This window comes from Sedimentibacter sp. MB31-C6, from assembly GCF_035934735.1.
GTDB lineage: Bacteria > Bacillota > Clostridia > Tissierellales > Sedimentibacteraceae > Sedimentibacter.
In genome coordinates this window covers 775,159-795,318 of sequence record NZ_CP142396.1, presented here as the reverse complement: position 1 = coordinate 795,318, position 20,160 = coordinate 775,159, and the positions used below count along the sequence as shown (strand labels likewise).

Sequence of the window (20,160 nt, the reverse complement as noted above, 5' to 3'; positions counted from 1 at the left end):
TTTGCGGAATGTAGTTATAGGGGGAACATAATGGAAAGTTATCAAGTTATAGCTATAATAGGAGTATTGATTTTTATTTACTTTATATTTTTTAGGAATAAGAAGTCAGCTCAAAAAGAAATAAATAAATTAAATGAAGTTGAATACAATAGCACATCAAATACAAAATTTAATGATGTTGCCGGAAATTATGAAGCAAAGGAAAGTTTATTAGAAATAGTAGATTTTATAAAGAAACCTGACAAATACAAAAGATTTAATGCAAGAATGCCAAAAGGGGTTCTTTTATATGGAGCACCTGGTACAGGGAAGACTCTCATGGCTAAAGCTCTAGCTGGAGAAGCAGGTGTACCTTTTTATGCAGTATCTGGTTCTGATTTTGTTCAGATATATGCAGGATTAGGGGCAGGAAGGATTCGTACACTTTTCAAAAAAGCTAAAAAAGCTGGAAAGAGTGTTATTTTTATAGATGAAATTGATGCCATAGGGAAAAAAAGAGTAGGCGGAAATATGCGAGGTAGTGATGAAGGCGACAGAACGTTAAATGCCCTTCTTACAGAAATGTCAGGATTTAGTGATGATTCTGGTATAGTTGTGGTTGCAGCAACTAATCGAATTGATACTTTAGATAATGCATTATTAAGACCAGGAAGATTTGACAGGCAAATAGAAATTATGCTTCCAGATAGAAATGCAAGAAAGGATATATTAAATTTATATTTAGAGAAAAGAAATAGTGATGATAAAATTGATGTAGATAAGCTTGCAGATTTAACAGTCTATTTCAGTGGAGCTATGATAGAAAATTTAATAAATGAAGCAGCACTCCTTGCAATTAGAGAATCATCTGAAAAAATAAATATTAATCATATTGAAAATGCATATTTAAATGTCATTGCTGGAACAGAGCAAAAAAATCCAACAGATAATAAAAGACAGAAAGAAATAACATCATATCATGAAGCGGGACATGCTTTTGTTTCTCGATATTTGATGCCTGAAAATAAGGTGATTAGAGTTTCGATTATTCCTACAAGCAAAGGAGCTGGTGGCTATACATTGAGCACTCCAGGTGAAAATGAGGTAGTTACTAAAGCAAAAATAAAAAAACAACTTTCTGTTTTAATGGCAGGCAGAGTTGCTGAAGAAGTATTCTTTGGTAAAGATAACGTAACAATTGGTGCACAAAACGATATAGAAAGATCTACATCAATTGCAATAGATTATGTTGCAAAGTATGGTATGGATGAGAGCACAGGCTTCGTGAATTTTAATGTTATGGCAGACAAACTTAACATGTCATTAAATTCAATAGAAAGTTCTATAAAAAAATTAATTGATGAATTATATTTTGAAGTAATGCACATAATAGAAAAAAATAGGGATAAAGTAGAAGAAATTGCTAAACTTTTAATTGAAAAAGAAGTGCTGTATGAATCTGATTTGAATAATATATAATAAAGTATAATGTAATTTGAAGGAATATTTAGTAAAAATAATATTTAGTAAAAATAAAATCCAGTTGATAATATAAAAGTGCTGTGATATAATTTCAATTAAATAAATAACCTGCGATGTTCGGAAATCTTTTAATTCAACCGACATAATTTTTAGGGGAATTCGAGTTTAAGTACCTATGACAAGCCCGCATGACGGGAAGCCAGAATTGCTTAACAGAAATCCCACCTGCCTAGGTGCGGGTGTGAATTATTGGTTTGCGGCATATGCGGGTTTTTTAATTTATGTAGGAAAATCAGGAAAAAACGATTGCTATAATTAGCAAATACATATATAATAATATAAAAATAATATATTTACTTAATAAATATATCAACTTGGAGGGATAAAATGATTACAATCAAGGATGTTGCCAGACTTGCAGAAGTATCTATATCTACTGTATCTAGAGTAATAAATGATTCTAAGCCGGTAAGTCCAGAAGTCAGAAGAAGGGTATTAAAAGTTATAGAAGAAACTGGTTATAAACCAAATGATGTTGCAAGAAGTCTTGTAACGAGGAGATCATATTTAATTGGAGTAATAATAAACAATTTGGCTCAAAGTTATGTTGCAGATATAGTAAGAGGCATAGAAGAAATCGGGAAAATGTACGGTTATGATATTCTTCTTTGTAGCAGTTATTCTAGTAAGGAAACTCAGGAAAAATACTTACAGTTATTAAACAGGAAACAAGCAGAAGGATTATTTCTTGTAGGCAATAGATTTGAAGATGAAATAATTGAACTTGCTAAGGGTTTAGATAAACCAAGTGTATATTTCACAAGAGATATAAAGGAAAATATGAATCATATTTCCGTAGACTGTAATTCAGCTGTTTATGAGATGACAAATTATTTAGTTAAACAAGGCCATGAGAAAATCGCCTATGTATCAGATTTTAAAGATAGAACAACTGTGGAAGAAGATAAAATTACTGGATATTTAAAGGCGATTGAAGATAATGAATTAGAGTATTCCAATGTATATGTAGTGGGAAGTAATAAGCATCCTAAAGCTTATGAACTTGGTAAGACTATTGTTAATGAAACTAGCAACTTTACTGCTATAGTTTGTAGTAATGATGAAATTGCAATTGGTATTATGGATAGCTTTATAGATAACGGTATATCAGTACCAGAAGATGTTTCAATCGTAGGATTCGGCAATATAAGAGAAGGAAAGTTTGTTAGACCTGAACTTACTACAATTGGCGAACCATATTATGATGTAGGTGCAGTAGGGATGAGAATGCTTATTAAAATGATAAAAGGTGATAGAGCTCAACAAGGTCTCATGGAGCTTCCTTTTACATTAGAAAAGAGAAAAAGCGTTAAAAATATAAAAAATAATTAATATTCAAATATAAAAAAATATGGCGAAAATTAAAGAAAATTTTTATTTAATATGTGACATATAACGATAAAAAATTTTATAAGTAACCCCTATAATTATAACCGAACCATAATTATAGGGGGAAAGCATATGAAAAAAGGCATTATGTACATATTAATTGTATTATTGTTATTTAGTTATAAAACTATTGAAGGTTATGAATATCATAAAGAAGTTACAATTATAGAGCAATTACTTAATGAAAGAATAACTATAATGAATGACTTTCTTTATAATGGTAAAGACTTGAAAGATTTAGAAGAAAAGCTTAATAAAATTGAGGCAGGAGATCAATTGGAAAATGATTTGGATATTTTATCCAAAGTTATCGATAATCCAACTGACTTTGAACTAAGTAAAAACGTTAAGGTAGAAAAAATTAATAAATTGGATAAAACAGAAGATGGTATAGATATTAATGCAGATTTAAATTGGTTAATTGAAGGTTATGACGGAGAATATAATTTGATAAAAAATTATAATATAAAATGTTTAGAATGTAATAATATTATATATCTTTCTATGTTAAAATATGTCGAAAATGAATAAAGGAGAAATATGGATAATAACGAAAAGCTTTTTTATAAAAAGAAATTCATTTGGGAAAAAATAAGTCAAGAAGAAAAAAGTAATGTTTTTAAAATGGGAGAAGATTATAAATCATATATTGATTCATCTAAAACGGAAAGGCTTTCAATTAAAGAAATAGTTAGAAGAGCTAAAGAACAAGGTTTTGTTCATATAGATGAATTAGAAGAAATAAAGCAAGGTACTAAAGTGTATTTTGTAAATAAAGAAAAAAATGCTGTACTTGCTGTAATAGGCAAGCAAGATATTGAAAGTGGGATGAATATTGTAGGGAGTCACGTAGATTCTCCTCGATTAGATTTAAAACAAAATCCATTATATGAAGAACATGGGTTATCGCTGCTAAAAACACATTACTATGGTGGAATTAGAAAATACCAATGGGTTACGATACCACTAGCTTTATATGGTACAGTTATTAAATCAAATGGTGAAAAGATTGAAATTGCTATAGGTGATGATGAAAATGATCCTGTATTCTATATAACAGATTTATTACCTCATCTTGCAAAGAAACAAAATGATAAGAAACTTGGCGAAGCTATTGAGGGAGAATCATTAAATGTAATTATTGGAAGCTTACCTTCTGAAGGAAAAGAAGATGAAAAGAAATTTAAATTAAATGTATTAAAAATATTAAATGAAAAATATGGCATGATTGAAGAAGATTTTCAAACTGCAGAACTTGAAATAGTACCTGCTGGAAAGTCTAGGGATGTTGGAATTGATAGAGGTATGATAATGGCGTATGGTCATGATGATAGAGTATGTGCATATACTTCTCTCAAAGCAATTTTAGAATTAGCAAATCCTGAAAAAACTGCTATCGCATTATTTGTAGATAAAGAGGAAATTGGAAGTGTTGGTAACACAGGAATGCAATCTCAATTTTTCAACAATATGTTAGCTGAGTTAATCATAAAGCAAAACAATGGAAAATATGCAGAATTGTCTTTAAAAAGAGCATTAGCAAATAGTAGTATGTTATCTTCTGACGTAGCTGCAGGAGTAGATCCTACTTATCCACAAGTTTCAGAACTTCAAAATGCAGCTTTAATGGGCAAAGGCGTTGCAATGATTAAATATACAGGCAGCAGAGGCAAATCAGGAGCAAATGATGCAAATGCTGAATATATTGGAAAACTAAGAAAAATATTCAATGAAAATGAAGTTGCTTGGCAACCAGCAGAACTAGGTAAAGTAGATCAGGGTGGTGGCGGAACAATTGCGTATATCATGGCAAACTATAACATGGATGTTGTTGACCTTGGAGTTCCTGTACTAAGTATGCATGCACCATTTGAAATAGTATCAAAATCAGATGTTTATATGACTTATAAAGCATATAAAATGTTTTATAATAAAAATATATAACAAAGACATAATATTTGACATAATATATAAATTGTAATAATATAAAACCTCAAATATTGAGGTTTTTTCTATTATCTAGTTTCAAAAAAATATATTAATTTCCAAATATTAGTTAAAATTAGCGATGATTATTGACTATTTTAATGTATAGTTGTATAATTATTTTAAATGCTTATCAAAATTAGATGGAGGGTATAAAATTGCAAAATGAATTTGTTGAAACAAGACAAAGTGAATTTGATCAACTTAAAGAATATATTGATACAGTTAAAAATTCACAAGGTATTTTGATGCAAACTTTACAAAAAGCACAAGAATTATTTGGCTATTTGCCTTTAGAAGTGCAAAAATTTATTTCAAAAGAAACAAATATACCACTGGCAGATATTTATGGAGTTGTAACGTTCTATACTCAATTTTCTATTGAGCCTAAAGGAAAGCACACTATTGGAGTTTGCTTAGGAACTGCTTGCTACGTAAAGGGTTCTCAAGCTGTACTGGACAAGCTTTCAGAAGAATTAAAGGTATCGGTTGGTAGTACAACAGAAGATAATATGTTTACCCTTGAGGCTACAAGATGCCTAGGATGCTGTGGATTAGCACCAGTAATGATGGTAGACGATGATGTTTATGGAAAATTGGATCCAAAAAAGGTACCTGAAATTATTGAAAAATATAAAAATTAGGAGGTGCAGAAATGAAGTCTCTAGATGAATTAAAAAAATTAAGAGAAGAATCTATAAAAAACATGGAAATGAGAAGTGCAGATAAGGAAATTAGAGTAGTAGTAGGTATGGCTACATGTGGGATATCTGCAGGAGCAAGACCAGTTTTAAGTACATTGGTTGAAGAAGTTGCCAAAAGAAATTTAAAAAGTGTACAAGTTGTTCAAACTGGATGTATTGGAATGTGTACCTATGAACCTATAGTAGAAGTTTATGCCCCTGATAAAGAAAAGGTAACATATATCCACGTTAATCCTGAGAAAGCTAAGCAAATAGTTGCTGAACATTTAGTAAATGGAAATGTAGTAAACGAATATACAATTGGAGCAGCTGAATAAAAGTTACGATATGGAGGTAAAAATATGGCAATTTTCAGATCACATGTTTTAGTATGTGGGGGAACTGGTTGTACTTCTTCAAAATCTGATTTGATAAGAAAAAGATTCGAAGAAAAAATTAAAGAAGTAAATTTAGATAAAGAAGTTCAAGTTATTGGAACAGGATGCTTTGGATTATGTGAGCAGGGACCAATTGTTATCGTGTATCCAGAGGGTTCATTCTATTCTAGAATGACTATAGACAGAGTAGATGAAATAGTGAAAGAGCACTTATTAAAAGGAAGAATTGTAGATAAATATTTATATAAAGAAAAAGTTACAAAAGAAGATTTAGCAGAAGCAGAACACAAGTCTCTTATGGACGTTGAATTTTATAAAAAGCAAAAGAGAGTAGCATTAAGAAATTGTGGAGTAATAAATCCAGAAAATATTAAAGAATATATTGCTAGAGACGGATATATGGCTCTTGGAAAAGTACTGACAGAAATGAAACCTAATGAAGTAATTGACTTTATAAAAGCTTCAGGTATTAGAGGTAGAGGTGGAGCCGGTTTTCCAACTGGTATGAAATGGAGTTTCGCAGCCCCTAATAAGGCTGATCAAAAATATATTATATGTAACGCTGACGAAGGAGATCCAGGTGCATTTATGGACAGAAGTGTTCTTGAAGGAGATCCTCATGCAGTATTAGAAGCCATGGCAATAGCAGGATATGCAATAGGAGCAACAAAGGGATTTATTTATGTTAGAGCAGAATACCCAATAGCTGTTCACAGACTGCATATTGCTATAGATCAAGCAAGAGAATTAGGATTATTAGGTAAAAATATATTTGATTCAGGTTTTGATTTTGATATAGAAACAAGACTAGGAGCAGGAGCATTTGTTTGTGGTGAAGAAACAGCTCTAATGCAATCAATAGAAGGTAAGAGAGGTATGTCTAAGATAAAACCACCTTTCCCTGCTAATAAAGGTCTTTGGGGTAAACCATCTGTAATAAATAATGTAGAAACATTAGCAAATATTCCTCAAATTATTAATAATGGTGTAGATTGGTTCAGAAGTTTTGGAACTGCAAAATCTCCTGGAACAAAAGTATTTGCATTAGGTGGTAAAATAAATAATACAGGACTCGTTGAAGTTCCTATGGGTACTACGCTAAGAGAAGTTATATATGATATAGGTGGTGGCTGTCCTAATGGAAAAGAATTCAAGGCAGTACAAACAGGTGGGCCTTCTGGTGGATGTTTAACTAAAGAACACTTAGATACTCCTATAGATTATGAAAACCTAGGAGCTGTTGGTTCAATGATGGGTTCCGGTGGAATGATAGTAATGGATGAAGATAACTGTATGGTAGATATAGCAAGGTTTTTCCTTGACTTTACAGTTGATGAATCTTGCGGTAAATGTACGCCATGTAGATTAGGTACCAAGAGGATGTTAGAAATATTAGAAAGAATAACTGAAGGAAAAGGCACTATGGAAGACTTAGATGAGTTAGAAGAATTAGCTAGTAGTGTTAAAGATTCTTCCCTTTGCGGCCTTGGTCAAACAGCACCAAATCCTGTTTTGTCAACATTGAGATATTTTAAAGATGAATATATTGCACATGTTGTGGACAAAAAATGTCCAGCAAAACATTGTAAATCTTTATTAACTTTTGAAATTAATAAGGATAAATGTGTTGGATGTACTTTATGTGCTAGAAACTGTCCTGTAAAAGCAATTGAAGGTAAAGTTAAAAATCCACATGTTATAAATCAGGATCTATGTACAAAATGCGGCAACTGTTATAATGTATGTAAATTTGGTGCCGTTGAAAAAAACTAAAAGGGAGGAGCAAAAATAGTGGCTTTAGTAAAATTTAATTTAAATGGAATAGATTTAACTGTTGAAGCAGGTAAAAACATATTACAAGCAGCTACAGAAAATAATATAGAAATACCACATTTATGCTTTGATGAAAGGCTAGAAGTTTATGCAGGTTGCGGACTTTGTGTAGTAGAAATCGAAGGTCAACCAAAACTTGCAAGAGCATGTTCTACACCTGTTACAAATGGTATGATTGTTAGAACAAATACTAAAAGAGTTGAGTCAGCAAGAAAAGCAGCAATGGATTTATTAGTTGTTAATCATGTTGGAGATTGTAAGGCTCCATGTACATTGAATTGTCCAGCTCATACAGATGTTCAAGGATATGTAGGTCTTGTTGCTAATAAGCAATACAAAGAAGCATTAAAGTTAATTAAAGAAAAACTTCCTATTCCAGCAAGTATAGGAAGGGTATGTCCTCATCCATGCGAAACAGCATGTAGAAGACAATTAGTAGAAGAACCAATATCAATTGCATGTGTAAAAACTTTTGCAGCTGATTACGATTTAAATAGCGACAATGTATATGTTCCAAACTTAAAATCTTCTACAGGTAAAAAAGTAGCAATAGTTGGAGCAGGACCTGCAGGTTTGTCTGCAGCATACTTCTTGTTACGTGAAGGACATGAAGTAGAAATATTTGAAATGATGGGTAAACCAGGTGGAATGATGAGATATGGAATACCAGAATATCGTCTTCCAAAAAATGTAATAGATGCAGAAGTATCAGTTATAGAAACTATGGGCGCTAAAATAAATTATAATGTAAAAATTGGAGAAGATATAACTCTTGAATATTTACAAGATAAATTTGATTCTGTATTTTTAGCTATTGGTGCTTGGAAAAGTTCACCTATGAGATGTGAAGGAGAAAATACACCAGGAGTATTAGGTGGTATAGACTTCTTAATAGATGTAGCAGAGAATAAACCTGTTAATATAGGAAAAAAAGTAATAGTAGTTGGTGGTGGTAATACTGCTATGGACGTTGCAAGGACAAGTATTCGTCTTGGAGCAGAAGAAGTAAGAGTAGTTTATAGAAGGTCTGAAGAGCAAATGCCAGCTGAAAAACTTGAAATTAAAGAAGCTAAGGAAGAAGGAGTTATTTTCTCATTCCTATCAGGACCAAATTTAGTTTTAAGTGATGGAGAAAAAGTTGTTGGATTAAAATGTGAAAAGATGGTTCTTGGTGAAAAAGATCAATCTGGTAGACAAAGACCAGAACCAACAGGAGAATTTGAGAACTTTGACGCAGATACAATAATTGCAGCAATAGGACAAGAAGTTGTTTGTGGTAATATAAATGTAGCTCAAGGTAAGAAGAAAAACATTCAAATAAATGAAGGTACATTTGAAACAAACATTAAAGGTGTATTTGCTGGTGGAGATGCTGCTACTGGTCCTAAAATAGCAATAGATGCTGTAGCACAAGGACAGCAGGCAGCAGGAGTAATCAATAGTTATTTGAATGGTGTTATGATACCATATATAGATAAGCCACTTGTTTATCAAGATGATATAACTGAAGAAGACTTTAAAGATAGGGAAAAATTACCTAGAGTAGAACATCATACTGTTGAAGCCCAAGTAAGAAAAACTAATTTCCAACCTATTCTTCCAACTATGACAGAAGAAGAAGTTCTCAGAGAAAGCTCAAGATGTCTCGAATGTGGATGTAAAGATTATTTCGAATGTCAACTTGTGGATTATATTAAGAAATTTGATATTGATACAGTTAAATATCATTCACAAAATGAGAAAAAATTTGAGGAAACAGATCATCCATTTATAGCACAAAATGTTGATAAATGTGTACTTTGTGGTTTGTGCGTAAGAACTTGTGAAGAAGTTGTAGGAGCTTCTGCTTTAGGATTTGTTGATAGGGGATATAAAACAGTAGTAGCACCAGCCTTTGAACAAGGTTTGAAGGAAACAGATTGTATATCTTGTGGACAATGTATAGACGTATGTCCTACAGGTGCATGGCTTGATAGAAGAGAAAATATTAAAGAAATTCCTTTAGATTTAAAAGAAACTGAATCAGTATGTAGCTACTGCTCAGTAGGCTGTCATATAGTATATGAACACAAGGATAATGTAATTTATAAGGCTTCAAGTCCTAAGGATTCAGAAATTCCTATGTGTGGTAGAGGAAAGTTCGGTATTGAACATATTAATGTATCAAATAGAATACTTCAACCTAAAGTAAAAATAAAAGACAGTTATGAAACAGTATCTTTTAATGTTGGTCTTTTTGAAACTGCTAAGCGTTTAAGAAGTATACAAAACTTATATGGTGCTGATCAAATTGCATTTGCAGTATCTCCTAAATTAACTAATGAAGAGTTAAATACTATTAATGCAATTGCTAAGGAATTAGACACTAATGTAAAGGGTTCCTTTATAAATGAAAAGGAATCAGGTATAGAAACAGTTTTAGGTTATAATCAATCAACGATAAGTTCTGATGGATTAAATTCTGCTGATTTAATAATAGTTGCAGGTCAATTGTACGAACAACATCCTTCAGCTGGAATGAAGCTTAGAAGATTATCTAAAAATGCTAAAATTATCTCTGCTTCAATAAATCCTACTAAGATTGACAAATGGGCTCAAAAAGTAGATGTAAATAACTATGAAGTTTTCTTTACAAGAGTTCTTAAATCATTAATTGATAAAGGCGTTGTAAAAGAAGAATCTTTAAATAAATTCTCTAATGGTAATGAATTGAAAAAGGCTTTAGAAAAGGTAGAAGTTTTACCAGAAGAAGAAAAAGTTGCAGAAGCATTTAAAAATGCTAAAAAGCCAATAATATTAGCTGATGCAAATACAGTTCAAAATGAAGCTTTGAAAGTTTTAGCTGACATTACAGTATTAACAGGTAATGACGCTAAGCCTCACAGAGGTTTATTAGTATTAAAACCAAAAGCAAACAGCCAAGGAGCATGGAATTTAGGTTTCAGAACTTCAGGGGAAGAAATTAGATATGCTTTACAAAACAATAAAATTAAAGGTTTAGTTGTAATAGGTGAAGATATTTTAGGAAACGACCCAGAATTAAAAGAATCTATTAATAATCTTAAATTCTTTGCTACATTTGATATAATGGAAAATGATACAACAGCTACAGCAGAATATGTATTGCCACTTTGCAGTCTTGCGGAAAGCAAAGGGACAATAATTAGTGCAGATGGTACTGTGCAAGATGTAGTTGAAGCTATAAAACCAATGACTGGTATGTCAAATCTTCAAATGTTCGAAGAAATAGCAAAGCAATTGAATGCTAATGTAAGTAATGAAATTGTAGAAAAAATTGATACAAAACTATATATACCAAAATTCGAAAGCAAAGAAAAGGTATATAAAGTATATGATACAGTAGAAAAAGCATTTTTAGCAAACTTAAAAGATAACTGTGTAAAAGTAGATTGATAATATTTAAAATTCGAAGATAAACCCATTTGGTGACACATAAAGTTTCATTGAATGCAGTTACTATTTAATCAAGACTCTATAAAAAGACTCAAGATTAGGATTTTAGAAAAAGATCATGTATAATGTTGTTCTGAGCGAAATACGAAGGATTTCATTGTCATCAATAGAGAGTAGCTTTATATCAAATAAGCTACTCTCTTTTTTTTGCAAAATCAAGTATATGTAACAGTTCAGTATAGAGAAAAGAATTGAAAAAGAACTAAATATATAGAATAAACTAGAAATTCATATTTTTTATTGAATTTTATATAAGAAAAAGATATAATTAAATTACCAAAGATGGAATAAAATACTATATAAATGTAATACAAGAAAAGATAAACAAAGGGGCGCGTTGTAATGAAAATCTTTATTAATACACTAGGAGGATTTGACATTAGGGATAATGAAAAAACCCTTTTTAATGAATCTACTAGAACATATAGGTTAACAAAGTTGTTTCAGTATTTTATAACTTATAGAAATAAGAAATTACTGCCAGAAACTATTATTGATAATTTATGGTCAGATAGTGAATCAGATAATCCTAAAAATGTACTTCGTACCCAAATTTTTAGACTAAGGAAGATTATAAAAGCACTTCAACCAAAAGATAAAGAAGATAAATATATTAATATTAAGTTTATTAATGGATACTATTGCCTAGAAATTGGCAAAAGTGTAATAATTGATGTAGATGAATTTGAAAATCTTATAAATCAAGGAAATTATGAATCATTAATTAATTTTGAAAAGGCAATTGAATTATATGAAGAGGCAATAAAGCTTTACAAAGGTTTATATTTATCAGAAAATACTTACGAAGCATGGATTGTACCTGCTAGAAACTATTATCATAGATTATTTATAAAAACCTTATATAAACTTATTGAAATCCTTAATGATAAAAAAGATTATGAAAAAATTATTTTATTATGTGAAGAGGCTTTAGTTATCGAGCCATATGAAGAGGATATACATATAAGTTTAATGAAATCATTAAAAAAAATTGGTCAAACAAAAAGTGCCTTAGATCACTATAAATATACGGTTTCTTTATTTGAAAGAGAAATGGGAACGAAACCTTCAAAAAAGGTAACTGATTTTTTAGGTAAAATAAAGAATAATAATTCAAATGAAGAAAACGAAGAAATTGATATATTAAATGCTAGAAATAACTTAGAAGATGATACAAAAGATGGTGCAATGTATTGTGATATTGAACATTTTAAATTTTTATATAATATACAGAAAAGAAAATCCATAAGAAATAATGAAAATGACTTTCTTAGTATTATAACATTAAAGGGTGAAGGAAAATATTACGAAGCAAGAGATTTAAATAAATGGTCAAATATTATGAAAGATTTATTAATGAATTCTCTAAGGAAAGGTGATGTATTTACTTTTTGGAACGAAAAGCAAGTATTAATTATGCTTCATAATATAAAAAGTGATGGTATCAATAAAATAGAAAATAGAATTAAAAACCATTTAAATGAAAGTATTATATACAAGCCTTATGATATATCCATTAAATTCAAACAAATATTGTCATAAAACACAACTTCATTACGTAGGGGACGCATTCCATGCGTACCGCGACCCCAAACCCAACCCTAACATTTACATAATATATCCATGTAATCATAATGTAATTAAAAAGAAATTATAATGTAATCACTATTAAATGGAAATGTAATTACTACATTGTATAATATGGAATAATAAGTAAAGTAAAAAAATGTTTATCAATACAGGAGTGTCGAAATGGAATACCCATCAGTAAATGATTTTTATCTAAAATTAAAAGCAATTTACAATAATGAAGGAAATATTATTGATTATGTGTTGATTTACTTAAGTGGTAATTTCCAAAAAGCAACAAACATGATTGCAAAATCAATTATAGGAGAAAGAATTTCTAATATTGTAGTTAATAATGTAAATAAACTAGGTTTTAAAGAATTATATTTCAATATGATACCGAAAACTAACAGTAAGTTTGAAATGTTCATAGAAGGGCTAGACCGTTGGTATCTAATAAGTATATTTAGTGAAGATGAAGAAATCATGATTATATTTTATAACGATATTACAAAAATAAAAAAAGGTATAGTAAATAAAATTATAAAGGAAAAAAATCAAAGTAACATTTATGAATATCAAGACATAGAAAGAATATATTATAGGGATAAACTAACGGGACTATATAATAAAGCATTTTATGAAGAAGAACTTTCAAGGTTAGATACAAATCGCCAATTACCATTAAGTATTATTATGGGCGATATAAATGGTTTGAAGTTGATAAACGATGCATTTGGACACTTTATGGGTGATAAAGCGTTAACAAAAGCAGCTGAAATTATGAGAAATTCTTTTAGAAAAGAAGATATAATCAGTAGAGTTGGTGGAGATGAATATTTAATTATTTTGCCAAAAACATCAGAATCAATTGCCCTTTCAATTATTGATAGAATAAAAACTGACTGTGAAAAAAATCCTCTGGATTTCATTAAAATAAGTATTAGTTTTGGAGTTGCAACTAAAACTTCAGAGTTAGAAGACATTCAGGATAAAGTTAAATTAGCTGAAGAAAGAATGTATTTCAATAAACTTAAGGAAAGTAAAGAATCAAAACTAGCATTAATAAACTTTCTTAAAAATAATTTAGAAAAAATTACTTTTGAAACTAAAGCTCATTATAAAAGACTTAAAGAATATAGCTTAATGATGGCTAATGAATTAAATCTTTCTGAAGAAGATAAAGAAGAATTGCAAATGTTATGTGACTTTCATGATATTGGTAAAATTGGGATACCAAAACATATATTGCAAAAAGAAGGTACTTTGAATTTAGATGAGTGGAAAGACATTAAACGTCACAGTGAAATTGGTTATTATATTGTTAAAGAATTTAGAGAGCCTTTGGTAATAGATGAACTTATTTTAATTCATCACGAAAGATGGGATGGAAAGGGGTACCCTGGGCTTCTCAAAAAAGAAGAAATTCCACTAGTAGTTAGAATCTTTGCAATTGCAGACGCCTATGATGCTATGGTAAACGATAGACCATATAAAAACAGAATGACTAATTTAGAAGCTTTAAAAGAAATAGCAGATAAATCAGGAACTCAATTTGACCCAACAATTGCGCGAATATTTATTAAATTAATGGAAGAAAAGGAATTTATTGCATAAAATATAATAGTTATATAATAATATAAGTAAATACTGGCAAACCTAGTGAAAACTAGGGACGCAAAGCTATGAAGTCTAAAGTATCCAAAATACTATGACAGTTCGGCTGCAAAAATAAAAAATATTTTTGCAGCTTTTTTATTCCAAAAATCCGACTAACGACATTATACGCCACAACATGTAGGGGACGCATTGCATGCGAATTAGGACGACCACATGTAGGGGACGCATTGCATGCGTACCGTGACCACAAAGACTTACCCTAATAGCTCCAACTATCCAATCCTAAACACAGATAGTTGTTCTATATAAATTAAAAATTAATTAACGGCAAAAGAAAGGGGGTGTATTACATTTTTATGATAGTTAATAATTTGATAAAACAAAAGAAAACACATAAAAATGATACAAAAATTTTAGAGAAAGGAGGAAACCATATGAATAAAACAAAAATTTACCAAAAAGTCATATGTTTTGTAATAGCCTTGATGATGGTGATGTCAATTATACCGAGTAGTGTGGCATTGGCAGTAAGTAATAATAATCCAATTGATGTAGGAGGAAGTGTTTTTGTTGATAAGACAGCATACAAAATGGAAGATACCTTAGATAATGATTTTTGGATTCAGTTTGATATAAAAGGAACGGACACTATTGTAGAACCAACGCCTTTAGATGTTGTCTTAATGCTAGATAGATCTGGAAGTATGAGTGGAAGTAATCGTCTAGGTACTTTGAAAACAGCTGCTAAAAATTTTATAAGTAAAATTTTAGATAACAATTTGGATAACCGTATAGCTATTTTAACATTTTCTGATGGTAGCAATGGTTATACTATTACTGAGTTCAGTAGTGATGAAGGTACTTTATATGATGCAGTTGATGATATGGGCGCTAGAGGCGATACTAATACTGGTGAAGCTTTCAAAAAAGCTAAAAATTTACTAGATAAATCAAACTTAAATAACCCAGATGCAAAAAGAGCATTAGTATTATTTACTGATGGTGCTCCTGCTCCATCTGGAGATGAAGTAGATTATGCTTATAGTAAAAATGCAAGTGTGCAGGCGCGAAATATAAAAAATAGCTATCCTGATCTTCCAATGTATTGTGTATATTGGAATCCAAATGTAGGAAGTGGTGATACATTTGTACTAGGTGGTGAAATACCTCAATCAGATGTTGATTATGTAAATGGAAAATATATAGAAAAAACTTGGAATAAGGAGCTAGAGTATAGAAAGAACTGGATTATTTGGCCAATTTGGTCAGAAGATGAATGGTATCTCGGAATAGACAATTCATTTATCCTAAATACTCTGCTTCCAACATTTGTAAGTGAATCTGATAATTTAATTGAAGCGTCTATAAATCCAACTGAGTTAGAAGAAGTATTTGACGGTATAGCTGGTGAAATATTAAATTTTGCTACTGATGTTACTTTAACAGATGTTGTAGAAGGTGACAACTTTAAACTTAATATAGGGAATTCTGATGCAGTTCAATATCGTAATGCAGTATCAGTGGATAATAACAATAACGAATGGGTGAATATAACTCATGACTCTTCACAACCTATATATTATAACAGTTTAGCTGGTAGCAATGATGAAATACAACTACATTTTAATGAAATTTCACAACCCGGTGTAGAAGTTCGTTTTAAGATCCAACTTAAAGAAGGCGTTTATAGTTCAGAATCAGCAACAGAAGAAGAACCAGACTTAAATACTAATGAATCAGCTAAAATTACTTTTACAGATGCAGAAGGTACAGAATACAATGATGTGGATATTCCGATTTTACCAAAAGTTTATGTACCTAATCCTATAGTTAATGGAAAAATTGTAAAAGTAGACGAAAATGGGAATCCATTAGAGGGTGCAAGCTTTGCAGTTGATAAACAAGGTTCTGGAACAGCAAGAGTAGCTGAAGGTCCAGCAAATGAAGGTGTTGGGAAAAATGAATTTTCTTTTACTATTGACACATCAAATAGTAGTGCTTACATAATTAAAGAGATTATTGTGCCAGCAGGCTATGTAAATAATGATCAATTTAATGTACAGCTAAGGCCAGATGGAATTACGCTTCTTGGTAATCCAAGTAATGTTTCTGTAGATAATAATAGTATGTCAATTATTGTAAAAAATGCAAAAGATACAAGTAAATGGAATACAGTAACATTTGAAGCAGGAGCAAATGGAAGTATAAGTGGAACAACATTATATGAAGATATATTAGATGGAACTGCATGGAACACAGCAGTAACAACATTACCGACATATGAAGCAGATTCTGGATATAAGTTTGACGGATGGACACCGACGCCATTTGCAACAACAATAACAGAAGATTTAGTGTATACAGCCAACTTTGTAAAAGATGAAGACCAATGGAATACAGTAACATTTGAAGCAGGAGCAAATGGAAGTATAAGTGGAACAACATTATATGAAGATATATTAGATGGAACTGCATGGAACACAGCAGTAACAACATTACCGACATATGAAGCAGATTCTGGATATAAGTTTGACGGATGGACACCGACGCCATTTGCAACAACAATAACAGAAGACTTAGTGTATACAGCCAACTTTGTAAAAGATGAAGACCAATGGCATACAGTAGAATTTAAAGCAGGAGCAAATGGAAGTATAAGTGGAACAACATTATATGAAGATATATTAGATGGAACTGCATGGAACACAGCAGTAACAACATTACCGACATATGAAGCAGATTCTGGATATAAGTTTGATGGATGGACACCGACGCCATTTGCAACAACAATAACAGAAGATTTAGTGTATACAGCCAACTTTGTAAAAGATGAAGACCAATGGCATACAGTAGAATTTAAAGCAGGAGCAAATGGAAGTATAAGTGGAACAACATTATATGAAGATATATTAGATGGAACTGCATGGAACACGGCAGTAACAACATTACCGACATATGAAGCAGATTCTGGATATAAGTTTGACGGATGGACACCGACGCCATTTGCAACAACAATAACAGAAGATTTAGTGTATACAGCCAACTTTGTAAAAGATGAAGACCAATGGCATACAGTAGAATTTAAAGCAGGAGCAAATGGAAGTATAAGTGGAACAACATTATATGAAGATATATTAGATGGAACTGCATGGAACACAGCAGTAACAACATTACCGACATATGAAGCAGATTCTGGATATAAGTTTGACGGATGGACACCGACGCCATTTGCAACAACAATAACAGAAGACTTAGTGTATACAGCCAACTTTGTAAAAGATGAAGACCAATGGCATACAGTAGAATTTAAAGCAGGAGCAAATGGAAGTATAAGTGGAACAACATTATATGAAGATATATTAGATGGAACTGCATGGAACACAGCAGTAACAACATTACCGACATATGAAGCAGATTCTGGATATAAGTTTGACGGATGGACACCGACGCCATTTGCAACAACAATAACAGAAGATTTAGTGTATACAGCCAACTTTGTAAAAGATAGTGGTGCAACCGTTGAACTTAACATATGGAAGCAATGGTATGATGGCGAAACTCAATTACCACAATTGAAGTCACTATCTACAGTTCCATCATCATCAAGACCGGAAAGCATAACTGTTTATCTGTTAAATGAAGATGAAGAAAGAGTTTCTACTGCAGTTGTAAGCCTTGATGAGTATGGATATTGGTTTGGCTCGTTTATAGTACCGATGTATGATTCTAATAACGAATTTATTGATTACTCAAATTATACGATTGAAGAAGATGTTCCAGATAACTATACTTATGAATTCGTAAATAATAATTATGGTTATGGATATGACGGATTCCAATTATATAATATAGAGGTTATAGATGTACCTGTAAGTAAAGTATGGGATGGCCCTGTAGGAGACGAGGTATCAATAGTATTATTAGATTCCGATGGAGAAGCAACTGATTACACCTTAACACTAAATGAAGATAATAATTGGACCGATTCTTTCAAATTACCTTTATATGAAGGTGGCGAATATTGGTGGGATTTCAGAGAAAATGATTACTCTGATTACACAATAGCTGAATTGGATATGAATGGATATAGAACTGACATATCTGGAGATTTTTATGAAGGCTTTGTGGTTATCAATACAGCCAACGCAGTAAGTTACAATGTTAATTATTTAGAATTTGGAACTAATTTACCGGTAGCTGATTCAGTAACTAAATCAGGAATTTATGGTACTAAAGTAACCGAAAGTGCAATTGATGTAGAGGGTTACGTGAAGGTAGCTCCTACTAGCAAATCACTAGAATTAGGTGAAGACAATAATGTAATTGATTTCTACTACACTAAAATTTTAGGCGAAGTTACAATAACTGTAGAAGTTGTAGATACTAATGGAAACCAAATATATAAAATGGATTATACTGGAGCAACGAGTACTTCAATAACAGAAGATATTAGGCCAGAAATTCCATCTGGTTATAAAATTATATCTAAGCCGGAATTGCCATCGGTATATCCAGAAGAGAATACAACATACACATTCAAAGTAAGAGCACCTAATATAGATGATACTATAAATATAGAATGGCATTACGAAACAGGATATAATACTAATCAGTATAATGCTGAAGAAGGACCTCAAGGTATTGCAGGTACAGAGTTAAATGAAGATGAAAGACAGACTTATATAGTAATGGGTAATAGAACAAGATACACATATTCTAGATATGAAACAGTTGTAGATGTGACAACAAGAACAGCAATAGAATATGAAGTTGTTGAAATACCTGATACAACATCAACAAGTGGTTCAGCAATTACGACAGAAATAATAGAAAAAGAAGTAATCGAAGAAGTTAAGGATACTACTTATAAATTCTTCTACGATAGAAATAAATCTAGTAATGGTGGTCGTAAAAAACCTGTAATCATCGAAGATCCAGAAGTACCATTGGCAGACTTAGAAAAATTAGATCACTTTGCTTATATTATAGGTTATCCTGAGGGAGATATAAGACCTCTTAATAGTATAACCAGAGAAGAAGTGGCAATGATTTTCTATAGATTATTGACTGATGATAGCAGAGATAGCTTATTGAGTGATACAAATTCATTTACAGATATATCATCTGATAGATGGTCAAATCGCGCAATATCTACACTATCTAATGCTGGTATATTGAATGGATACCCAGATGGAACCTTTAAACCATCAGAACCAATTACTAGGGCAGAATTTGCAACTATAGCAGCTAAGTTTGATAAACTAGAATCAAGTAGTACTAGTAAGTTTACTGATATATATGGTCACTGGGCAGAGGATTATATAAATTCTTCTGAAATAAAAGGTTGGATAAATGGTTATCTTGATAATACTTTTAAACCAGATCAAAATATTACAAGAGCTGAATCAATGACATTGATTAACAATGTTCTTGAAAGATCAGTTTTAGAAGAAAATATACATCCAGATGCTATATTCTGGCCAGATATGACAAGTGATGATTGGTACTATGAAGCTGTAATGGAAGCAACAAACAGTCATAATTACACTATCAATGAAGAAAGTGGAGAAGAACTCTGGACCGGAATGAAAGCAAATAAATTATGGCCATAGTTTAAATTGAATTATGCGGAATGTTAAATCTTAGCATTCCGTATTTTTCATGTTTAAAATAACAGTTGACAAAAT

The 20,160-nt window shown here is 31.2% G+C and carries 11 protein-coding genes, 1 other RNA gene and 1 riboswitch; all 12 genes read left to right on the top strand.

The features are described 5' to 3' along the window. Window positions 1–30 precede the first annotated feature (30 nt). The 12 genes from U8307_RS03865 (at window position 31) to U8307_RS03810 (ending at window position 20,085) form a co-directional block, all read left to right on the top strand. Window positions 31–1,458 carry an ATP-dependent metallopeptidase FtsH/Yme1/Tma family protein gene (locus U8307_RS03865; protein WP_326910379.1) on the top strand — a complete coding sequence of 476 codons (1,428 nt, stop codon included), beginning with the start codon at window positions 31–33 and terminating at the stop codon, window positions 1,456–1,458. Window positions 1,459–1,563: 105 nt separating this feature from the next. Continuing rightward, window positions 1,564–1,737: non-coding RNA, 6S RNA (gene ssrS / locus U8307_RS03860), on the top strand. A gap of 111 nt (window positions 1,738–1,848) precedes the next feature. Continuing rightward, window positions 1,849–2,853, top strand: a complete 1,005-nt coding sequence (locus U8307_RS03855) for a LacI family DNA-binding transcriptional regulator (RefSeq protein WP_326910378.1) — start codon at window positions 1,849–1,851, stop codon at window positions 2,851–2,853. 129 nt (window positions 2,854–2,982) lie between these two features. After that, window positions 2,983–3,441 carry a hypothetical protein gene (locus U8307_RS03850; RefSeq protein WP_326910376.1) on the top strand — a complete coding sequence of 153 codons (459 nt, stop codon included), beginning with the start codon at window positions 2,983–2,985 and terminating at the stop codon, window positions 3,439–3,441. A gap of 9 nt (window positions 3,442–3,450) precedes the next feature. Beyond that, entirely contained in the window at window positions 3,451–4,854 is a 1,404-nt protein-coding gene (locus U8307_RS03845; protein ID WP_326910375.1) for an aminopeptidase, read from the top strand. Between the two features lie 200 nt (window positions 4,855–5,054). Further along, window positions 5,055–5,540, top strand: coding sequence for an NADH-quinone oxidoreductase subunit NuoE (gene nuoE, locus U8307_RS03840; protein ID WP_442985531.1), 486 nt, complete (start codon window positions 5,055–5,057; stop codon window positions 5,538–5,540). Window positions 5,541–5,551: 11 nt separating this feature from the next. Continuing rightward, window positions 5,552–5,917 carry a (2Fe-2S) ferredoxin domain-containing protein gene (locus U8307_RS03835; RefSeq protein WP_326910371.1) on the top strand — a complete coding sequence of 122 codons (366 nt, stop codon included), beginning with the start codon at window positions 5,552–5,554 and terminating at the stop codon, window positions 5,915–5,917. A 24-nt stretch (window positions 5,918–5,941) separates the two neighbouring features. Beyond that, window positions 5,942–7,750 carry an NADH-quinone oxidoreductase subunit NuoF gene (gene nuoF / locus U8307_RS03830; RefSeq protein ID WP_326910369.1) on the top strand — a complete coding sequence of 603 codons (1,809 nt, stop codon included), beginning with the start codon at window positions 5,942–5,944 and terminating at the stop codon, window positions 7,748–7,750. Between the two features lie 18 nt (window positions 7,751–7,768). Then, window positions 7,769–11,224, top strand: a complete 3,456-nt coding sequence (locus tag U8307_RS03825; protein ID WP_326910368.1) for an FAD-dependent oxidoreductase — start codon at window positions 7,769–7,771, stop codon at window positions 11,222–11,224. Between the two features lie 402 nt (window positions 11,225–11,626). After that, entirely contained in the window at window positions 11,627–12,826 is a 1,200-nt protein-coding gene (locus U8307_RS03820; protein WP_326910366.1) for a BTAD domain-containing putative transcriptional regulator, read from the top strand. Window positions 12,827–13,036: 210 nt separating this feature from the next. Further along, window positions 13,037–14,470, top strand: coding sequence for an HD-GYP domain-containing protein (locus tag U8307_RS03815; RefSeq protein WP_326910364.1), 1,434 nt, complete (start codon window positions 13,037–13,039; stop codon window positions 14,468–14,470). 25 nt (window positions 14,471–14,495) lie between these two features. Then, window positions 14,496–14,584: riboswitch (cyclic di-GMP riboswitch) on the top strand. Between the two features lie 323 nt (window positions 14,585–14,907). Continuing rightward, window positions 14,908–20,085 (top strand): S-layer homology domain-containing protein, encoded by a 5,178-nt coding sequence (locus U8307_RS03810; RefSeq protein ID WP_326910362.1) that lies wholly within the window; start codon window positions 14,908–14,910, stop codon window positions 20,083–20,085. Window positions 20,086–20,160: the final 75 nt, after the last annotated feature.

Bases quoted from the DNA above. Each gene is read 5' to 3' on its own strand.
- U8307_RS03850 (WP_326910376.1), top strand. From the start codon at position 2,983: ATGAAAAAAGGCATTATGTACATATTAATTGTATTATTGTTATTTAGT.
- U8307_RS03855 (WP_326910378.1), top strand. From the start codon at position 1,849: ATGATTACAATCAAGGATGTTGCCAGACTTGCAGAAGTATCTATATCT.
- nuoF (WP_326910369.1), top strand. From the start codon at position 5,942: ATGGCAATTTTCAGATCACATGTTTTAGTATGTGGGGGAACTGGTTGT.
- U8307_RS03865 (WP_326910379.1), top strand. From the start codon at position 31: ATGGAAAGTTATCAAGTTATAGCTATAATAGGAGTATTGATTTTTATT.
- U8307_RS03845 (WP_326910375.1), top strand. From the start codon at position 3,451: ATGGATAATAACGAAAAGCTTTTTTATAAAAAGAAATTCATTTGGGAA.
- U8307_RS03835 (WP_326910371.1), top strand. From the start codon at position 5,552: ATGAAGTCTCTAGATGAATTAAAAAAATTAAGAGAAGAATCTATAAAA.
- U8307_RS03815 (WP_326910364.1), top strand. From the start codon at position 13,037: ATGGAATACCCATCAGTAAATGATTTTTATCTAAAATTAAAAGCAATT.
- U8307_RS03820 (WP_326910366.1), top strand. From the start codon at position 11,627: ATGAAAATCTTTATTAATACACTAGGAGGATTTGACATTAGGGATAAT.
- U8307_RS03810 (WP_326910362.1), top strand. From the start codon at position 14,908: ATGAATAAAACAAAAATTTACCAAAAAGTCATATGTTTTGTAATAGCC.